The sequence below is a fragment of the Pseudomonas sp. Bc-h genome, from assembly GCF_002080045.1.
In the GTDB taxonomy this organism is placed as follows: domain Bacteria; phylum Pseudomonadota; class Gammaproteobacteria; order Pseudomonadales; family Pseudomonadaceae; genus Aquipseudomonas.
Genome location: NZ_MUIN01000009.1, coordinates 62,305 through 78,544, shown reverse-complemented (window position 1 = coordinate 78,544; position 16,240 = coordinate 62,305). Strand labels below are relative to the sequence as shown.

The window sequence follows — 16,240 nt, the reverse complement described above, 5'->3', positions numbered from 1 at the left end:
GTCTGACCGGCACCTTCGCAAGCAAGTTTCGCCCCCACGGTATGAAGTCATCCGGAGCCTCTCGCTGTCTTCATGGCGATAAGCTTCTGGGTGAATGAGAGGGCCTGAATCTCAGACCTGCCAGTTCGAGACAGTCTGTGCACTGACGCTGACCCCGCCACAGACCACGATCACTACGTCGCGAGCCTCGGCGATGACCGGGTTGTGCTGATAGGCCACGGCCAGCGATACACCGCAGGCGGGCTCGACCAACTGGCGCATGTCTTCGGCAAAGCGCACGACGCCGTTGATCGCGGCGTCGTCGCTGAGTACGACGCAGTCGTGGGGAAAACGGCGAATGTGCTCCACCGGCCACGCCGCCACCTGAGAGGCGGCCAGTGAGCTGGCGATGGTTTTGATCTGCGACAGCTTCACCGGATGCCCAGCTGCAACGGCTGCGGCGAACGAGGCTGCACCTTCGGTCTCGCAGGCGATGATTCGGCAATCGGTCCGTTGATGGCGCTCAAGCCCCGTGAGAATCCCGGCCAGCAGACCGCCACCGCCCACCGAGGTGATGAGGGTATCGACCTGCGGGCAGTCTTCGAGAATCTCGTCGATCATCGTGCTGTGACCCTCCCACAACAACGGATGATCGAACGCTGGCACGTATTGGGTCTGTGGGTCTTCGGCCAGTTTCAGGGCCAGTTGATTGGACTCATCCCAGACCTGACCGTGAACGCGCACCTGTGCGCCGGTCCGGGCGATGCGCTGGCGAGTGGCTTCGGGTGTCGTGACCGGCACGATGATCAGCGCCTCCAGGCCCAGACTGATCGCAGCCATGGCGGCGGCAAGACCGGCATTGCCGCCGGACGGGCAGACCACGGACTTCATGCCTTGTTCGGCGGCATAGGTGCAGAGCCGACCCATGCCGCGCATTTTGAATGAGCCACTGGGTTGCAGGTTTTCCATCTTCAGCCAGATGCGCCTGTCGGGTGTCGACAGGCCGGGGTGCAGAATCAGTGGGGTGCGGATGTGCAGCATCTAAGGCTCCTTTGGCAACGCTCATCTTGGCTGTCGAACCATAGTCGGCCTCTGCAACCGCTGGCTTGTAAAAAATTGCGCCTCACGGAAACGAAAAAAACCGGCCATGCCCAGGCGGGTATGGCCGGTTTCGATGTTCATCAAGCGGATCAGATCACGCCGCAGGCCATCCGGTCGCCGCCACCGCCCAACGGCATCGGCATGTCGGAGTGGTTGTCGCCGCCTGCGTGAATCATCAGCGCGTGACCTTTGACCTCAGAGATTTTCTTCAACCGAGGGGCGAGCACCGGATAGGTGGCCATGCCATCGGCGGTCACGTAAATCGCCGGCAGGTCACCTAGGTGACCATCGCCGTACGGGCCCAGATGTTTGCCGGTTTTTTTCGGGTCGAAGTGGCCGCCGGCGGCCAGCGCCGCGACCTTTTTACCGTCCTTGGTGCCTGAGTCGCAGCTGCCGTTCTCATGCACGTGGAAGCCGTGAACGCCGGCCGGGAGGGAACTCAACTTTGGCGTGAACAGCAGACCGTAAGCGGTTTCGCTGATGGTGACCTGGCCGATGGGTTGTGGCGCGCCGTCAGCGCTGACCAGATTGACAGGGACGTCGAGAGAGGCCGCCTGGGCGCCGAGGGAAAGGGTGCCGAGAAGACCGAGCCAGAGATAACGTTTCATAAGCGTTCCATCGAAGTTGTGAGGATTCGACGTTCAGGTTAGCTGAACGGCCCGCAGCTTTCGGGTGCTGCGTGGGATTTGAGTGTGCGCGAATGTTTAGGTTCGCCTGCATTGCACGCTTAACGCAGGTGCTGCGGCGGAATGGCGTAGGTGCCGACCACATGGGCCACGGCGTCCGGCGAACCTTCGGAATACAGCGACACTTCGCCGATCGCCAGGGTCTTGCCGACTTTCATCAACTGGCACTCGCCGATGATGCGCCGACCCGCTTCGGGTTTGCGCAGGAAGTTGATGGTCAGGCTGGTGGTCACGGTCAACGGTACGATGCCAATGACGCCGAGCACCGCGACGTACAGCGCAACGTCGGCGACCGCCATGAGCGTGGGGCCGGAAACCGTGCCGCCGGGGCGCAGGTCCGACTCGTTGACCACCTGAGAAATGGTCGCCTTCTGATCGCCGACTGCCTCGACGACGATCCGGGTCTGCGGAAATTCCCGGGCGATGAACGCCGCGATTTCTTCTTTGCTCGCCATCATGCGCTCCTGCAATGTGCGGACGACAAGACTCGGTGAGCCGGGGGAGGTTGTCAATCCGACGATATTTGGCGGGGCTGGCTGAGCAGCGTCGGCACTTGACGCTTCTTACTCCCAGCGACATGAACTATCGCTCGGGTATGACCACAAGACCTGTGGGAGGGAGCTTGCTCGCGAAGACTCGGGTACATCTGCCAGATATCTATCGGATGTAAGCCAGCGTTCGCGAGCAAGCTCCCTCCCACAGGGATCCGCTTCGGGCTGGCGGATCGGCAAGTCGGGTTGCTGCGAGGGCTATCTCCGCGGGCTGCTGACGCGACAGCTCGGTCATTCCTCAGCTAGTCTTGCCCTTCGACTCGGGGATTGTCACGGACGGGGATGGAGCAGGGCGCGCATGCAGAAACTGGTAATCGGTATCGATCTGAGCACGACCACCTGCAAGGCCATCGCCTGGGACGCGCGGGGCATGCTGGTGGCGCAGGCGCGAGCGCCATTGGCCCTCTCTCGCCCGGCGCCGAATGCTTATGAGCAGGATCCGCAGGATTGGTGGCGGGCGACACAACAGGCATTGAAAACGCTGTTGCCAATGATCGAAGGCAAGGTCATCGCCGCCGTGTCGGTGGTCAATCAGCGGGAGACCGTGGCCGTTACCGATGCCGAAGACCAGCTGCTACGCCCGGCGATTCTGTGGCTCGACGAGCGCCGCAAGGATGAAGTCGCCGCGCTCTGCCAGCGAGTCGGCCACGAGCGTCTGCACGCGATCACCGGCAAACCCCATGACTGGGCACCGGCCATCTATAGCCTGGCGTGGATGGCCGATGCCGAGCCGCTGCTGTTCGAGCAGATCCGTCACGTCTACGAGCCACACGCCTGGCTGGTGCGCAAACTCACAGGGCAGTTCGTCACCAGTTGGGCGAGTGCCGATCCCTTCGGCGCGTTCGATATCCACCGCCACGAATGGGCGCAGGACGTGCTCCAGGCGCTGCCGATCCCGTTGAGCGTTGACTGTTTCCCCGCAGCATCGGCACCGGGTACGGTTCTCGGCACAGTGACCGAGGACGCTGAAGCGCTGACCGGCTTGCCAGCGGGCACGCTGGTGGTGGCGGGAGGTGGCGACGGGCAGGCAGGCGGTCTGGGCATTGGCGTGGTCAGCCCTGGCACCGCGTATCTGAATCTGGGGACCGCGATTGTGTCCGGGGTCTACGCCGACATGCCTCAAGTCAACGAAGCGTTTCGCACCATGTGCGCCATCGACCGCCGGGGCTATGTGCTGGAGACCTCACTGCGCTCCGGCACGTTGCTGATCAACAGCCTGCTGCGACAATTCTTCGACATCGATGTGGTCGCTCAACCCGAGACCCTGTCGCGTCTGGAAGTCGAGGCCTCACGGGTCGCGCCCGGCAGCGCAGGGCTGATCCTGCTGCCGTACTGGAACGGCGTGATGAACCCTTATTGGGACCAGGATGCGCGGGGTTGTCTGCTGGGTTTGTCGCCGGATCACGGCCGCGCACAAATCTATCGGGCGGTGCTGGAAGGCATCGCGCTGGAGCAGGCGCTGGCGACCGAGCGCATGGTTCAGGCCACCGGGGAGGCGGTCAACACCTTCGTTGCCATCGGTGGTGGCGCGGCCAGCCGCTTGTGGTGCCAGATTATTGCCGACATCACGGACCGCCCGGTGATCAGGGCGGCCACTCAAGAAGCGTCGAGTCTGGGCGCAGGCATCGCAGCTGCGGTCGGAGCAGGTTGGTACGAGGATTTCGCCAGCGCTGCGCAGGTGATGACGCAGGACGGCGAAACCTTCCTGCCGAACCCGGTACTGCGCGAGTTTCATAGGGAGCTGCTGGCCCTCTACAGTGAACTCTATCCGCGCCTGCGCGACCTGTATCCGCGTCTGGCAAACCTCAACCGGCGCTGAAACCGCCGTCCACGGTCAAGGTCACGCCATTGATCATCCCGGCGTCATCGCTGAGCAGAAACGCAATGGTCGAGGCGATTTCACTGGGCTGGACGAACCGCCCAAGCGGAATCCGCGACAGCATCGAAGCCGCCTTCACCGGGTCGCTCCAGGCTTTGTCGGCCATGGGCGTCAGCGTCACCACCGGGTTGACGCTGTTGACCCGAATCCCATGAGGCCCCAGCTCCACGGCCATGACCCGGGTCATCGCATCCAGTGCTGCTTTCGACGCGCAATATGCCAAGTGGTCGCGGGTCCCGACGGCAGCGGCAAGGCTTGAGACGTTGACGATGGCTCCCGGCACGCCACGGGCGATCAAGTCCCGGGCGACCACCTGCGCCACGACCATCGGCGCACGCGTATTGACCGCCATCAAGTGATCGAAGGTCTCTGCCGAGGTGTCGAGAAACGACTCCAGCTCCACCACGCCCGCGCAATTGACCAGCAGGTCGATGGGCAGCATCGACGCAACTGCCGCCTGAGTGGCTGCGACATCGGCCAGGTCCACCACCAGGGTTTGTTGGCAATAGGAAAGATCGGCGGCGTTGCGCCCCAGGGCGATGACTTCGGCGCCACAGCGGGCCAGCCATTGCACGGTTTCACGGCCGATCCCCTTGCCGGCGCCGGTGACCAGAATGCGTTTGCCGATGAAGTCGTGGGTGGCCATGGCCGCTCTCCAGAATGGGCTGTTCAGTCTTGTTCGAGCAATTGCTGCGCGGCGCTTTCGTCGATCACCAGTTCATGCACGACATTGCGCAGCAGCACCGCACGAATGATTTCCGCCTTGTAGGGGCCGCCGGACACCAGCACCACTTTCTTGACCTTGCGCAGGTCTTCCAGATCCAGCGAAATCGCCCGCCGGTTGAGTGGATGATTGACCTCGATGCCGTCGCGATCCAGCCAGCGCCCGAGCAGATCACCCACCGCACCGGCCGTGCGCAGGGAGCGCGCATCCTCGGAGTTGACCAAGCCCAGTTCCAGCATCAACGAACGTTCGCTCAGGTCGCCGACGGTGAGCAAGGCAAGATCGGCCTGTCGCGCCTTGCCCAGCACATCCTGCACTGACGCCTCTTCGAGAATCATGTCGCGGTACTGCTCGGACGGCGCAAACACCGGGGCTGCGAGGTAGTAGTAGGAGCCGCCGAACAGACCCGCCAGGCTTGAGGCGATTTCCACCGTGTTGTTGGCCGAGCCGTAATGCAGGCCGCCCAGCAGCGACAGAACGGTCATGTTCGGCAGCGCGCGGCCCTGCAGTTCGCGCACCGCCTGGCGCAGCGTACGCCCCCAGCCCACGGCAATGATGCAGCCGTCCGCCAGATGCTCTTCGATCCTTGGCGCAACGCCCACGCCCAGTACGCGAAAGATGCTCGCCGGGTCATCCGGGGAGGGCACCACGGTGACGCGTTCCAGGCCGAAGCGCTCCTGAATCCGCTCTTCCAGCTCAACGCAGGAGGCGAGCGGTGAATTGATGCGGATCTGTACCACGCCGGTTTCGCGACAGGTCGCCAGCGCCTTGTTGACCCGCACTCGGGTAATGCCAAGGCGGTCGGCGATCTGCTGCTGGGTCATGTTGTTGACGTAGTAATACCAGGCGATACGGATGTTCAACTGGTCTTCCGCGTTCACCGGTTCGGTGTCGGTGGTCAGTTCCGAATAGCGATTCTGCACGGCAGTGTCCTTGGTAAAGCCTTGAGAGCAGAGCGCCTATTTCACGGCGCCCATGGTCAGACCTTGTACCAGATGCTTGGAAACCATCAACGCGAAAATGATCACCGGGAACACGATCAGGGTGCCGGTGGCCATGATCTCGCCCCAGGGCAGGTCGTAGCCGCTCATGAAACTGGTGGCGGTCACCGGTGCCGTGCGAGCGACGTTGCGGGTCAGCACGAGCGCGTAGAGCAGCTCGTTCCAGGAAAAGATGAACGAGAAAATCGCCGACACCGCGACCCCCGGCATCGCCAGTGGCAGGGCGATGCGCCAGAAAATGGTGAAGCGCGAGGCACCTGACAGGCGCGCGGCTTCGTCCAGATCCTTGGGCACGCCGCGGAACTGGTCGGTGCAGATCCACACCACGATCGGCAGGTTGAAGGTCAGGTACACCAGGATCAGCACCAGATGGGTGTCGACCAGGCCCAGATTGCGCGCCATGAGAAAGATCGGCAGCGCGACGACGATGGGGCTGAGCATGCGATTGGTGATGAACCAGAACCACAAGTCTTCCTTGCCCTTGAACTCGAAACGCGCCAGCGCATAGGCCGCAGGGGTTCCTAGGCCCACGGCGAGCAATGTCGTGCACCCGGCAACGATCAGCGAGTTGCCGAGGCTGTGCAATACATCTCGCTCGAACAGCACTTTGACGTAGTTATCCAGATGCGGGGTAAAGGCCCAGATCGGCGGCGAAGCCAGTGCTTCGGCCTGGGTCTTGAGGCTGGTGGCGACCATCCAGTAGAAGGGGAAAACAGCGAACAGGAAGATTGCCAGCAGCCCCACCAGGTGCCAGGCGTTGACCTTCATGCGCGGGCGCACATGGGCCGGGGTGTGGGACACGACCGGGACTTTTGCAGCAGGAACGGTGGCCATGTCAGATCTCCCGGTAGACGAATTTGATGTACAGACGTGCGAGTACGATGGTCAGGATCAGCAGCAGAATCGCCTGCGCCGACGCCACCCCCTGATCGAACACCCGAAAGCCGATGCGCTGGATGTAGACGCTGACCAGTTCGGTCGCGGCGCCCGGGCCGCCCCGGGTCATGGTGAATACGGTGTCGAACATCTTGAGGATGTCGGCGGTGCGCAGAATCAGAATCACCGTGGCGCTGGGCAGCAGAAAGGGCAGTTGCACGTAACGCACGATCTGCCAGCGGCTGCGGGTTTCCAGGCGCGCCGCCTCTTCGATCTCGTTGGGTACCATGGTCAGCCCGGCCAGCAGCACCAGGGCGCAGAAGGGTGTCCATTGCCAGATGTCCATCAGCGCCACGGCAATGAACGCGTTGGTGGTGTCGCCCAGCCATTCCACCGGGCCTGCGTTGAGCATCGCCAGCAGGGCGTTGGCGACGCCGAAGTCACGGTTGAAAATCAGCCGTCCGATCAGGCCGGCAACAGCGGGTGCGGTGGCCAGCGGAATGACCAGGCTCATTCTCGCCAACAGCTTGAAGCCCGACAGGCCGGGCTTGTGCAGCATCAGGGCGATGATCAACCCGAGGGCCAGCTGTATCGGCACCACGGTGATCAGAAACAGGCCCGTACGCCCCAGCGCCGCCCAGAACGAGGCGTCATAGAGGACGTTGAGGTAGTTGTCGAAACCGATGAAGGGCGTGCCGTCCTTGGGTCGCGCCAGGTTGTACTGGCGGAACGAATTGACCAGCGCGAACACGGTTGGAAAGATCCCGATCAACGCCAGCGCAACGGTGGCTGGCGCAAGGAAGGAAAACGCTGCCCGGGTGTTGTTCCACAAGGTCGGGAACACCGCTTTTTTGTTGTTGGACATATTGGTTGTTCTCACGTCGAAGACATCTTTGTTGGCTGATCTACCGCTTCGCTGCCGTCGTGGCCTCCGGCGTCTCCCACAGGTCCTGTGCCTGACACGAACTCTGCGGTTATCTCCAGATTGAGGCAGCCGTACCGTGCGGTCTTCAGTCAGTAGACATCGCAAGCCATATCCAAATGCTGTGGGAGACGCCGGAGGCCACGACGGCAGCGATGACGGTGTGTCAGCCAACAAACAGGCAACTGACACACCGCATCGCCAGCCAGCGGCGCACGTCTATTTCAGCAATTTGACCTTGCCGTCGTAGTAGCCCGCTTTCTTCAAGATCTCCTCCATCCTGGTGCCAATGGCTTTGGCGCCGTCGGCCACGCTGCTCTTGCCGAGCATGATCGCGGTGCCGTTTTCACCGACCACTTCGGAGATTTCCGGCCATTGAGGGAAGCGTGGGCGATAGTCAGGTACGCCGCCTTCCCACGAAGTCACCATCGGTTGCACGAACGGGTATTTCTTCTGAACGTCCGGGTCCTTGTACACCGACATCCGGCCACTGACGCCACCGGCTTCCAGATATGGCTTGGCCATCGCTTCGGAGGTGACCCATTGAATGAACAGCCACGCCGCCGCTTTCTGTTTGTCGTCGGAATGCGCGTTCACGCCCAGCGAGAAGCCGCCCAGCGCAGGCTTCAGCCCCGCAGGCCCCTTGGGTTCGGTGGCCACGGCCAGGCAATCGGTGATCTTCGATTTTGCAGGGTCGGCCAGGGTGCTGTAGAACGCCGACCACTCGGTGATCATCGCTACTTTGCCCTGAGCCAGCGCGTTGACCGCCTCGTTGTGGTCATAGTCGACGATGCCCGGCGGCATGAACTTCATCAGGTCCTGACGAAATTGCAGGCCCTCCTGAGAGGCCTTGGAGTTCAGGTTGGATTTGAAGTTGGCATCCAGCAGCGAGCCACCGAACGGCCAGAGGAAACGCATGAAGCTGTCAGCCGACTGGGTCTCGCCGCGCCGCGATTGCAGGGCATAGGCATAGCGGTCCTTGGACTTGTCGGTGAGCTTGGGCGCATAGACCTTGAGCAGTTCATCCCAGGTCGCTGGCGGCTTGTCGAAGCCGGCGTCCTTGAGCATGCACTTGTTGTAGAACAGCAGGCCTGAGTAGTTATCGAACGGCAGGCCGTACGTCTTGTTGTCCCAACTGCCGAAAGACTCCAGCAGAATCGGGAAGAACCCGTCCAGCTTGAGCTCCGGGTCAGCCAGCCTGGTGTCATCGGTGAAGGTCTTGATCGGCTCCAGCCAGCCGTTGCCGGCGAACTCACCGATCCACACCACGTCAGTCAGCACCACGTCGAGTTGCTCGCCGGAGGTGAAATTCAACACCTGACGCTCGCGGCTGTTTTCGTAGGGGATGGTTTCGTAACTGACCTTGATCCCGGTCTTTTTCTCGAATTGCGGCAGCAGCTTGATCGCAGCGGCATAGCCTGGGCGGTCGAGGAAAATCGCCTTGATCTCGGTGCCTTTATACGGGGCGGAGGCTTCTTCGAGTGTCCAGGCCTGCGCGGCGCCGGACCCGAGGACAGAACCCAGCGCGACGGACAGGGCGAGGGCATTCCATACCAGCTTCTTCATTACGTGACCTCTTTATTATTGTGGTGAGGATTACGCGGTGTCAGCGCTCACGCGCGTCGGGAGTTGCCATTTGGTTAATCAGGATTGGGCAGAACGATGGTCTTCAGCGCGCCGTCGAGAAACTCCGAGGGATAGCTGAACGCCTCGGTGGCCTGTTGCAGATCGAAGCGGTGGGTGACCAGGCAATCCACATCCACCGAGCCTTGAGCGACCAGTTGAATCGCGCGGTCGTAGACGTGGCCCATGCGCCGCGACATGCGGATGTCCAGGCCCTTGCGGCGCAGCATCGACGCGCTCAACGGGGCGTATTGGTCGCCATCGGGAATGCCCACCAGCACCACGCGCCCACCGATGCGCGCGGACTGCGCGGCGATCTGAAAACCCTCGGGGGAGTTGGTGGCTTCCAGCACCAGATCGACGCCACGGCCATCGGTCCATTCGGCGATGGCAGCGTGGTCGGCGGCCACCTCATCGGCGCCCAGCTGGCGGGCCTTTTCGGTGCGATAGTTGATCGGGTCGATGCAATAGATGGCTTTCTTGCACATCATCCGCGCCAGTTGCAGCAGGCACAGCCCGATGGGGCCGCAGCCAATGATCGCCACCGTTTCAAAGAGCTTTTTGGTGCCCGCCAGATCCATTGCGTGGATCGCCACGCCCAAGGGTTCGAGCATGACCGCCTGCACGGGGGTGAAGTGGTCGGGAACCGGGTAGATCTGGCTGGGTGCGACCACAATGTATTCGGTCATCGCGCCATGGGTGTGAGGCGGTGAGCCGAGAAACTGCACATGGGGGCAGAGGTTCACGTGGCCGCGATGACACCATTCGCATTCGCCGCAGGGCTTGGCCGGGTCGACCGCCACCAGTTGCCCGGCCTTGAGCCCGAGTTGCGGCTGATCCTCGACCACGCGGGCGGCGAACTCATGCCCGGCGATGAACGGCTGAGTGATGCGCGCATGACCGATGGCGCCTTCCTTGTAGTAATGCAGATCGCTGCCGCAGACCCCGACAGCGCTGACCCGCAGCAACACTTCGTCGCCAACCGGCACAGGCAGCGGCTTTTCGCCGATGCGGATGTCCCGGATGCCATGGATGTATGCAGCCCGCATTCGGTGCGCTCCTTGACATTTGTATTTTTAGAATTACAAATGATCGTAGGACGAATTATTTGGCTGTCAAGTGTGAAGCTTCATGCTTGGCTCAAGTGACCTCTGCGTCGCTGCCGGACCCAGACAACAATAATTTCAGGGGACACGATTTTGACTGAGCTCAATTTGAGTGGCGTCGAGAAAGCCTATGGCGACATCAAGGTGTTGCATGACATCCACCTGAGTATCGAAAGCCGCGAGTTCGTGGTTTTCGTCGGGCCTTCCGGCTGCGGCAAGTCGACCCTGCTGCGCTGTATCGCAGGTCTTGAAAGCATCACTCAGGGCCAGATCCGCATCGGCGCCCGAGACGTGACATATCTGGAACCCGCCGACCGTGGCGTGGCCATGGTCTTTCAGTCCTACGCGCTGTACCCGCACATGTCGGTCTACGACAACATCGCTTTCGGCCTGAAGATGCAGAAACTCCCCAAGGAGCAGATCCAGGCCAAGGTGCAAAACGCAGCGCGCATTCTGCAGCTCGAGCCTCTGCTGGATCGCAAACCCAAGGCGCTGTCCGGCGGGCAGCGACAACGGGTCGCCATTGGCCGGGCCATCGTCCATGAGCCGGAAATCTTTCTGTTCGACGAACCGCTGTCCAACCTCGATGCCTCGCTGCGGGTGCAGATGCGCATCGAGATCGCCAAGCTGCACGCCGATCTTCAGGCCACCATGGTTTACGTGACCCACGACCAGGTCGAAGCGATGACCCTGGCCGACAAGATCGTGGTGCTCAACAAGGGCTGCATCGAACAGGTCGGCTCGCCACTGGAGCTCTATCACCACCCGCGAAATCGCTTTGTGGCAGGCTTCATCGGCTCGCCGCAGATGAGCTTTTTGCAAGTCTCGGCGGCTTCCGTCAGCACAGAGGGGGTCGAGGTGATCCTGCCCGGTGGCGGGCGTTTGCGGGTGCCGGTCAATGGCGATGGGGTCAAGGCCGGGGATGCCCTGACGTTGGGGCTGCGGCCGGAGCACCTGTCCGAGCTGGGTCAGGGCGAAGCGCAGATTCCGGCCAAAGCGCTGGTGGTCGAGCATCTGGGCGGAGAAACCTTTACCCACGCCGAAACCGCCGATGGCGCCGACTTGATGATCAAGGGCGATGGCATGTCCCAGGTGAAAGCCGGCCAGCAATTGCTGATCGGTGTGTCCGGAGGGCGTTGTCACCTTTTCAATGCGCAAGGGCAAGCGCTACCCCATCGCGTGCACTACACCGACCGGGCCGCTGAAGAGGCCGCGCAATCACCCGGTTCAGCGACGGTGGCGCCCTTGGAATCGCCACCGCCGGCAAGCCGTGCTGCTACAGAGTGATCACTCCATCTCCGAAGCCGCTTCGCCCAGACTGTCGATGTGCTTGAAGCGCTCCACCAGAAAGTCGATCAGGCTGCGCACCCGCGCGGACAGGTGCAGTTGCTGCGGGTACACCGCGTAGACGTCGGCCCGGGTCGGCGTCTGGTCTTCCAGCACCAGTCGCAGTCGGCCGCTGCGTACGTAGCGGGCGATGTCCCATTCGGCACGCAGCAGAATCCCGAACCCCTCCAGCGCCCAGTTCAGGGCCACTTCACCGTCGTTGCAGCCCAGCGCCCCGCGCACCTTGATGTTCTGGGTCTTGCCGCCGTGGGTGAAACTCCACACCCCGTAAGGCGTTTCGTTCTGGCGCAGGAAGATGCAGTTGTGGTTCTGCAGATCGGTCAACCGCGTGGGTACGCCGTGTTTTTCCAGATACAGCGGCGAGGCGCATAACAGCCGGCGGTTGGAGGCAATCTTGCGCGCATGAAACGCAGCGTCAGGCAGGGTGCCGAATCGGATGCCCAGATCGAAACCATGGGCGGTCAGGTCCAGTGGGTGATCGCTGATCTCCAGCTGGATTTCCACCTCCGGATAACGCGCGAAAAACGCCGCCAGTGCCGGGCCGATGTAACGCCGGCCGAACCCCAGCGACGCATTGACCCGAATCAGTCCCTTGGGCGTCGCGCGGCTGCTGCTGACCAACTGCTCGACTTCCTCGATCTGAGTGAGGATGCGCGCAGCGTGGGAAATATACAGCTCGCCCTCGGCGGTCAGGCTCATCGAGCGGGTGGTGCGATTGACCAGACGAATACCCAGCCGAGCCTCCAGCGCGCTCAGGCGCTTGCTGACCGCAGGGGGTGTCACGCCCAGCTCTCGGGCGGTCGAGGCGAGGCTGCCTTGCTTGGCCAAGAGGTAGAAAAACTGCAGATCCAGGGACTGATTCATTTCGTAACCCAAAGTTATGGATGTAGTGATTTGGAGTCACTCACTGCGTTGCGCTCACTACATATACTCCGCTCACACCCTGCTTGAACAGTCCGGTTCAAGAGGCAAAAACAAAAACGTTACGAGAGTGGAGTTGATCATGAGCGCATACAGAATTGCAGCGATCCCAGGCGACGGCATCGGCGTCGAAGTCATCGCGGCCGGCGTTGAAGTGCTGCAGGCCTTGTCGAAGAAATCCGGCTTCGAACTGGACTTCAAACACTTCGACTGGAACTCGGACAATTACCTGAAAAACGGCTACTACATTCCCGAGGGTGGCCTGTCTGAACTCAAGACATTCGACGCCATCTTCTTCGGTGCTGTCGGCGCGCTCAACGTGCCGGATCACATCTCGCTGTGGGGCCTGCGGCTGCCGATCTGCCAGGGTTTCGACCAATACGCCAATGTCCGTCCGGCTCGCGTATTGCCAGGTGTGAAAAGCCCGCTGCACAACGGCGAGCAGATCGACTGGGTAGTAGTGCGCGAAAACTCTGAAGGGGAGTATTCCGGCAACGGTGGCCGCGTGCATCGCGGCTTGCCGGAGGAAGTCGCGACCGAGGTGTCGGTTTTCACCCGCGCCGGTGTCGAGCGCATCCATCGCTTTGCCTTTGAACTGGCGCAAAGCCGCCCACGCAAACATCTAACTATGGTCACCAAGTCCAACGCCCAGCGTCACGGCATGGTCCTGTGGGACGAAATTTTCTATGAAGTCGCCAAGGATTTCCCCGATGTGAAGATCGACAAGGAACTGGTCGACGCCGTGACCACGCGCATGGTGCTCAAGCCCGGAACGCTGGACGTGATCGTCGCCACCAACCTGCATGCCGATATCCTTTCTGACCTGGCGGCCGCGCTGTCCGGCAGCCTGGGCATCGCGCCCACCGCCAACCTCAACCCGTCGCGCAAATTCCCGTCGATGTTCGAACCGATTCACGGCTCGGCCTTCGACATCACCGGCAAAGGCGTGGCCAACCCGGTGGCGACCTTCTGGACCGCCGCGATGATGCTCGAGCACCTGGGCGAAGCGGCCGCCGCCAAGCAACTGATGTCGGCCATCGAGGCCGTCACCGAGAGCGGCCTGCACACCCCGGATCTGGGCGGCACGGCCACCACGCGGCAGATCACCGATGCAGTGCTGGCGCTGATCAACCGCTGAGCCGGTGCATCGATTCAAAGTAATGCAGTTATCGCCGAGGGGCAGGGCATTCCCTGACCCCTTCGGTATTTCCTGACAACAATAAAAAATCAGGGCCCTGTCATGAAAAGAATACTTGGCAAGTTATACGTGCAAGTCCTTATCGCGGTGATTCTCGGCGCCATCGTCGGCGTGTTCGTTCCGGAAACCGGCACCGCGCTCAAACCCTTGGGCGACGCGTTCATCAAACTGATCAAGATGCTCCTGGCGCCGGTGATTTTCCTCACCGTCGTGTCCGGCATCGCGCGCATGGAAAGCATGAAGGAGCTGGGCCGCGTCGGTTTTCGCGCGCTGCTGTATTTCGAAGTGGTGTCGACCCTGGCGCTGGTGGTCGGGCTGATCGTGGTCGATGTGTTCAAGCCAGGCGCAGGTATGAACATCGATGTCGCGACGCTCGACACCGCAAGTCTGGCGACCTACACCACGGCGGCCAAACATGCCTCGTTCATGGACTTCATCATGAACATCATTCCCGACACCATCGTCGATGCATTCGCCAAGGGCAATGTGCTGCAGATTCTGCTGTTCTCGATTCTGCTGGGTGTCGCCCTGGCGCAGGTCGGGCCTCGCGGCAAGGTGTTCGTCGATGCGCTGGACAGCCTGATGCAGGGCATGTTTCGCATCGTCAATATGGTCATGCGTCTGGCGCCCATCGGTGCGTTCGGGGCCATTGCCTTCACCATTGGCAAATACGGTTTCGGCTCGCTGTTCTCTCTCGGCAAGTTGATGGCCTGCGTGTACCTGACCTGCGCGGTATTCGTGATTTTCGTGCTGGGGCCGATCTGCCGTTACAGCGGTTTCAGCCTGTGGAAGTTCCTGCGTTTCATCAAGGAAGAGCTGTTCACCGTGTTGGGCACCAGTTCATCGGAATCTGTGCTGCCGCAGATGATTTCCAAGATGGAAAAGGCCGGTGTGTCGAAACCGGTGGCCGGGATGATCATTCCTTCGGGGCTGACCTTCAACCCGGACGGCCAGGCGATCTACTACACCATCGCCGCGATTTTCATCGCTCAGGCCACCAACACGCCGCTGACCCTGACCGATCAGTTGATCGTGCTGGCGGTGCTGATGTTCACCTCCAAGGGCTCTGCGGGGGTGACCGGCTCGGGCTTCATCATCCTCGCCGCCACCCTGGCTTCGCTGGGGACGATTCCGGTGGCCGGGATGGTCTTGCTGCTGGGCGTCGACCGCTTCATGTCCGAGGCACGGGCGATCACCAACACCATCGGCAATGGCGTCGGCACCATGGCCATTGCCAAATGGGTGGGGGCGCTGGACACCGAGAAGATGAACCGGGCGCTCAACGGCGAGCCTGAGCCGGAAAAGGTCGAGGCGCCGGCAACGGATAAATCACCGCCCAGCCCGTCGCCCGCCGCCGGGATGCTGCCGGCGCTCAGTCGCCTGTCGCAGGGTTAATCTGTGCCAGGTTCGCAGTGGATGAAGGACGACGTCTTCAGCCACTGCGGGTCAGGGTAGTAGATGAACAGCAGCTGGCCGTCTTTCAGCGTGTCGATGACAGGCCGCGCCATGGCCGTCGGCACCGCAGGGCAGCCATGGCTTCTGCCGATTCGCCCGTTTACGCGGGCGAAGTCGTTGCTGACATAGTCGGCGCCATGAATCACCACGTCTCTGTCGAACGCCTTGTCATTGAAGCCCGGCTCCAGACCGTCCATGCGCAACGAATAACCGTTGCGCCCGACGTAGGATTCGCGGGTGCTGTAGAGGCCGATGCTCGACGCGAGGCTGTCGGGTTCATTGGAAAAATAGGTCGCCCTGTCTTCTCCGCTGCTCCGGCCGTGGGCGACCAGCTCGTGGAAGAGCAGGGCGCGTTGCGCGAGGTCGAACACCCACAGGCGCCGTTCGGTCGAGGGCAACGAATAGTCGATGACCGCCAGTTTCGTCGGTTGGGGTTTTGACTGGGCAATCCGGCACTGCGCCGATTGCACTGCCAGTTCGATGACCCTGGGGTTGGCGTCCGGCGCTGCGCGTGTCAGTGCATCTTTCAGAGGTTGCCCGTTGTCGGCGTAAGCCTGAATCGAGAGCATCAATGCGAGCATCAGGATCAGTTGTCGAGGGGCCATCTGCGGGTCTCGAATAAAGGGCGTCAATGGCCGCCAATATCGTCAACTGCGCGGCGGGTTGGCAAGCGCCGCTCATCACAGTGCATTCGCCCATTGCACAAAGTTAAAACGCCACTATGCTGCTCCCAGCGAGCTATTTTCAGATCGCTGTTGTGCTTCGGCGTCTCCCAAAAATAACCCATCATTTGTCGACGACAGCTTGCGATGTTCGGCTTCATTACTGGCTGGCGCCCTTGGCAGCCACCGCGCAGCAGTGACCCGGTGCA

General features: G+C 61.7%; 15 protein-coding genes. 4 read left to right on the top strand and 11 right to left on the bottom strand.

Features of this window, described 5'->3' with window-relative positions:
- Positions 1-111: 111 nt before the first annotated feature.
- From BWR59_RS16790 to BWR59_RS16780, 3 genes are all read right to left on the bottom strand, one after another.
- Positions 112-1,020, bottom strand: coding sequence for a pyridoxal-phosphate dependent enzyme (locus tag BWR59_RS16790; protein ID WP_081566769.1), 909 nt, complete (start codon positions 1,018-1,020; stop codon positions 112-114).
- 149 nt (positions 1,021-1,169) lie between these two features.
- Positions 1,170-1,688, bottom strand: a complete 519-nt coding sequence (gene sodC, locus BWR59_RS16785) for a superoxide dismutase family protein (RefSeq protein ID WP_081566768.1) — start codon at positions 1,686-1,688, stop codon at positions 1,170-1,172.
- A gap of 119 nt (positions 1,689-1,807) precedes the next feature.
- Positions 1,808-2,224: a PaaI family thioesterase gene (locus tag BWR59_RS16780; protein ID WP_081566767.1), complete on the bottom strand. Its 417-nt coding sequence runs from the start codon at positions 2,222-2,224 to the stop codon at positions 1,808-1,810.
- A 391-nt stretch (positions 2,225-2,615) separates the two neighbouring features.
- On the opposite strand from BWR59_RS16780, the gene BWR59_RS16775 reads away from it, so the two are divergent.
- Entirely contained in the window at positions 2,616-4,136 is a 1,521-nt protein-coding gene (locus tag BWR59_RS16775; RefSeq protein WP_081566766.1) for an FGGY family carbohydrate kinase, read from the top strand.
- Here BWR59_RS16775 and BWR59_RS16770 read toward each other — a convergent pair.
- The 6 genes from BWR59_RS16770 to BWR59_RS16745 form a co-directional block, all read right to left on the bottom strand.
- Entirely contained in the window at positions 4,123-4,842 is a 720-nt protein-coding gene (locus BWR59_RS16770) for an SDR family oxidoreductase (RefSeq protein WP_081566765.1), read from the bottom strand. The genes BWR59_RS16775 and BWR59_RS16770 overlap by 14 nt on opposite strands.
- 23 nt (positions 4,843-4,865) lie before the next feature.
- The gene (locus BWR59_RS16765) at positions 4,866-5,843 is read right to left on the bottom strand and encodes a sugar-binding transcriptional regulator (protein WP_081566764.1); all 978 of its coding nucleotides are present in this window, start codon (positions 5,841-5,843) and stop codon (positions 4,866-4,868) included.
- 36 nt (positions 5,844-5,879) lie between these two features.
- Positions 5,880-6,755 (bottom strand): carbohydrate ABC transporter permease, encoded by an 876-nt coding sequence (locus BWR59_RS16760; RefSeq protein WP_218191226.1) that lies wholly within the window; start codon positions 6,753-6,755, stop codon positions 5,880-5,882.
- Position 6,756: 1 nt separating this feature from the next.
- Positions 6,757-7,662 (bottom strand): sugar ABC transporter permease, encoded by a 906-nt coding sequence (locus tag BWR59_RS16755; RefSeq protein ID WP_081566763.1) that lies wholly within the window; start codon positions 7,660-7,662, stop codon positions 6,757-6,759.
- A gap of 276 nt (positions 7,663-7,938) precedes the next feature.
- Complete coding sequence (locus BWR59_RS16750) at positions 7,939-9,285, bottom strand: sugar ABC transporter substrate-binding protein (RefSeq protein WP_081566762.1); 1,347 nt, start codon at positions 9,283-9,285, stop codon at positions 7,939-7,941.
- 74 nt (positions 9,286-9,359) lie between these two features.
- Positions 9,360-10,391 carry an alcohol dehydrogenase catalytic domain-containing protein gene (locus BWR59_RS16745; RefSeq protein WP_081566761.1) on the bottom strand — a complete coding sequence of 344 codons (1,032 nt, stop codon included), beginning with the start codon at positions 10,389-10,391 and terminating at the stop codon, positions 9,360-9,362.
- Between the two features lie 150 nt (positions 10,392-10,541).
- Between BWR59_RS16745 and ugpC the strand changes: the two genes are divergently transcribed.
- Positions 10,542-11,735, top strand: a complete 1,194-nt coding sequence (ugpC, locus tag BWR59_RS16740) for a sn-glycerol-3-phosphate ABC transporter ATP-binding protein UgpC (protein ID WP_081566760.1) — start codon at positions 10,542-10,544, stop codon at positions 11,733-11,735.
- Here ugpC and BWR59_RS16735 read toward each other — a convergent pair whose 3' ends face one another.
- Positions 11,736-12,659, bottom strand: coding sequence for a LysR family transcriptional regulator (locus BWR59_RS16735; protein ID WP_081566759.1), 924 nt, complete (start codon positions 12,657-12,659; stop codon positions 11,736-11,738).
- Between the two features lie 139 nt (positions 12,660-12,798).
- Between BWR59_RS16735 and BWR59_RS16730 the strand changes: the two genes are divergently transcribed.
- Positions 12,799-13,854 carry a tartrate dehydrogenase gene (locus tag BWR59_RS16730; protein ID WP_081566758.1) on the top strand — a complete coding sequence of 352 codons (1,056 nt, stop codon included), beginning with the start codon at positions 12,799-12,801 and terminating at the stop codon, positions 13,852-13,854.
- A 102-nt stretch (positions 13,855-13,956) separates the two neighbouring features.
- Positions 13,957-15,309, top strand: a complete 1,353-nt coding sequence (locus tag BWR59_RS16725; protein WP_081566757.1) for a dicarboxylate/amino acid:cation symporter — start codon at positions 13,957-13,959, stop codon at positions 15,307-15,309.
- Here the strand turns inward: BWR59_RS16725 and BWR59_RS16720 are convergent.
- Complete coding sequence (locus BWR59_RS16720; RefSeq protein ID WP_081566756.1) at positions 15,306-15,974, bottom strand: murein L,D-transpeptidase catalytic domain family protein; 669 nt, start codon at positions 15,972-15,974, stop codon at positions 15,306-15,308. The genes BWR59_RS16725 and BWR59_RS16720 overlap by 4 nt on opposite strands.
- Between the last annotated feature and the right edge of the window lie 266 nt (positions 15,975-16,240).

Coding starts and splice junctions, on each gene's coding strand:
- BWR59_RS16735 (WP_081566759.1), bottom strand. CDS start 12,659: ATGAATCAGTCCCTGGATCTGCAGTTTTTCTACCTCTTGGCCAAGCAA.
- BWR59_RS16745 (WP_081566761.1), bottom strand. CDS start 10,391: ATGCGGGCTGCATACATCCATGGCATCCGGGACATCCGCATCGGCGAA.
- BWR59_RS16790 (WP_081566769.1), bottom strand. CDS start 1,020: ATGCTGCACATCCGCACCCCACTGATTCTGCACCCCGGCCTGTCGACA.
- BWR59_RS16755 (WP_081566763.1), bottom strand. CDS start 7,662: ATGTCCAACAACAAAAAAGCGGTGTTCCCGACCTTGTGGAACAACACC.
- BWR59_RS16730 (WP_081566758.1), top strand. CDS start 12,799: ATGAGCGCATACAGAATTGCAGCGATCCCAGGCGACGGCATCGGCGTC.
- sodC (WP_081566768.1), bottom strand. CDS start 1,688: ATGAAACGTTATCTCTGGCTCGGTCTTCTCGGCACCCTTTCCCTCGGC.
- BWR59_RS16750 (WP_081566762.1), bottom strand. CDS start 9,285: ATGAAGAAGCTGGTATGGAATGCCCTCGCCCTGTCCGTCGCGCTGGGT.
- BWR59_RS16720 (WP_081566756.1), bottom strand. CDS start 15,974: ATGGCCCCTCGACAACTGATCCTGATGCTCGCATTGATGCTCTCGATT.
- BWR59_RS16725 (WP_081566757.1), top strand. CDS start 13,957: ATGAAAAGAATACTTGGCAAGTTATACGTGCAAGTCCTTATCGCGGTG.
- BWR59_RS16760 (WP_218191226.1), bottom strand. CDS start 6,755: ATGGCCACCGTTCCTGCTGCAAAAGTCCCGGTCGTGTCCCACACCCCG.
- BWR59_RS16775 (WP_081566766.1), top strand. CDS start 2,616: ATGCAGAAACTGGTAATCGGTATCGATCTGAGCACGACCACCTGCAAG.
- BWR59_RS16770 (WP_081566765.1), bottom strand. CDS start 4,842: ATGGCCACCCACGACTTCATCGGCAAACGCATTCTGGTCACCGGCGCC.
- BWR59_RS16780 (WP_081566767.1), bottom strand. CDS start 2,224: ATGATGGCGAGCAAAGAAGAAATCGCGGCGTTCATCGCCCGGGAATTT.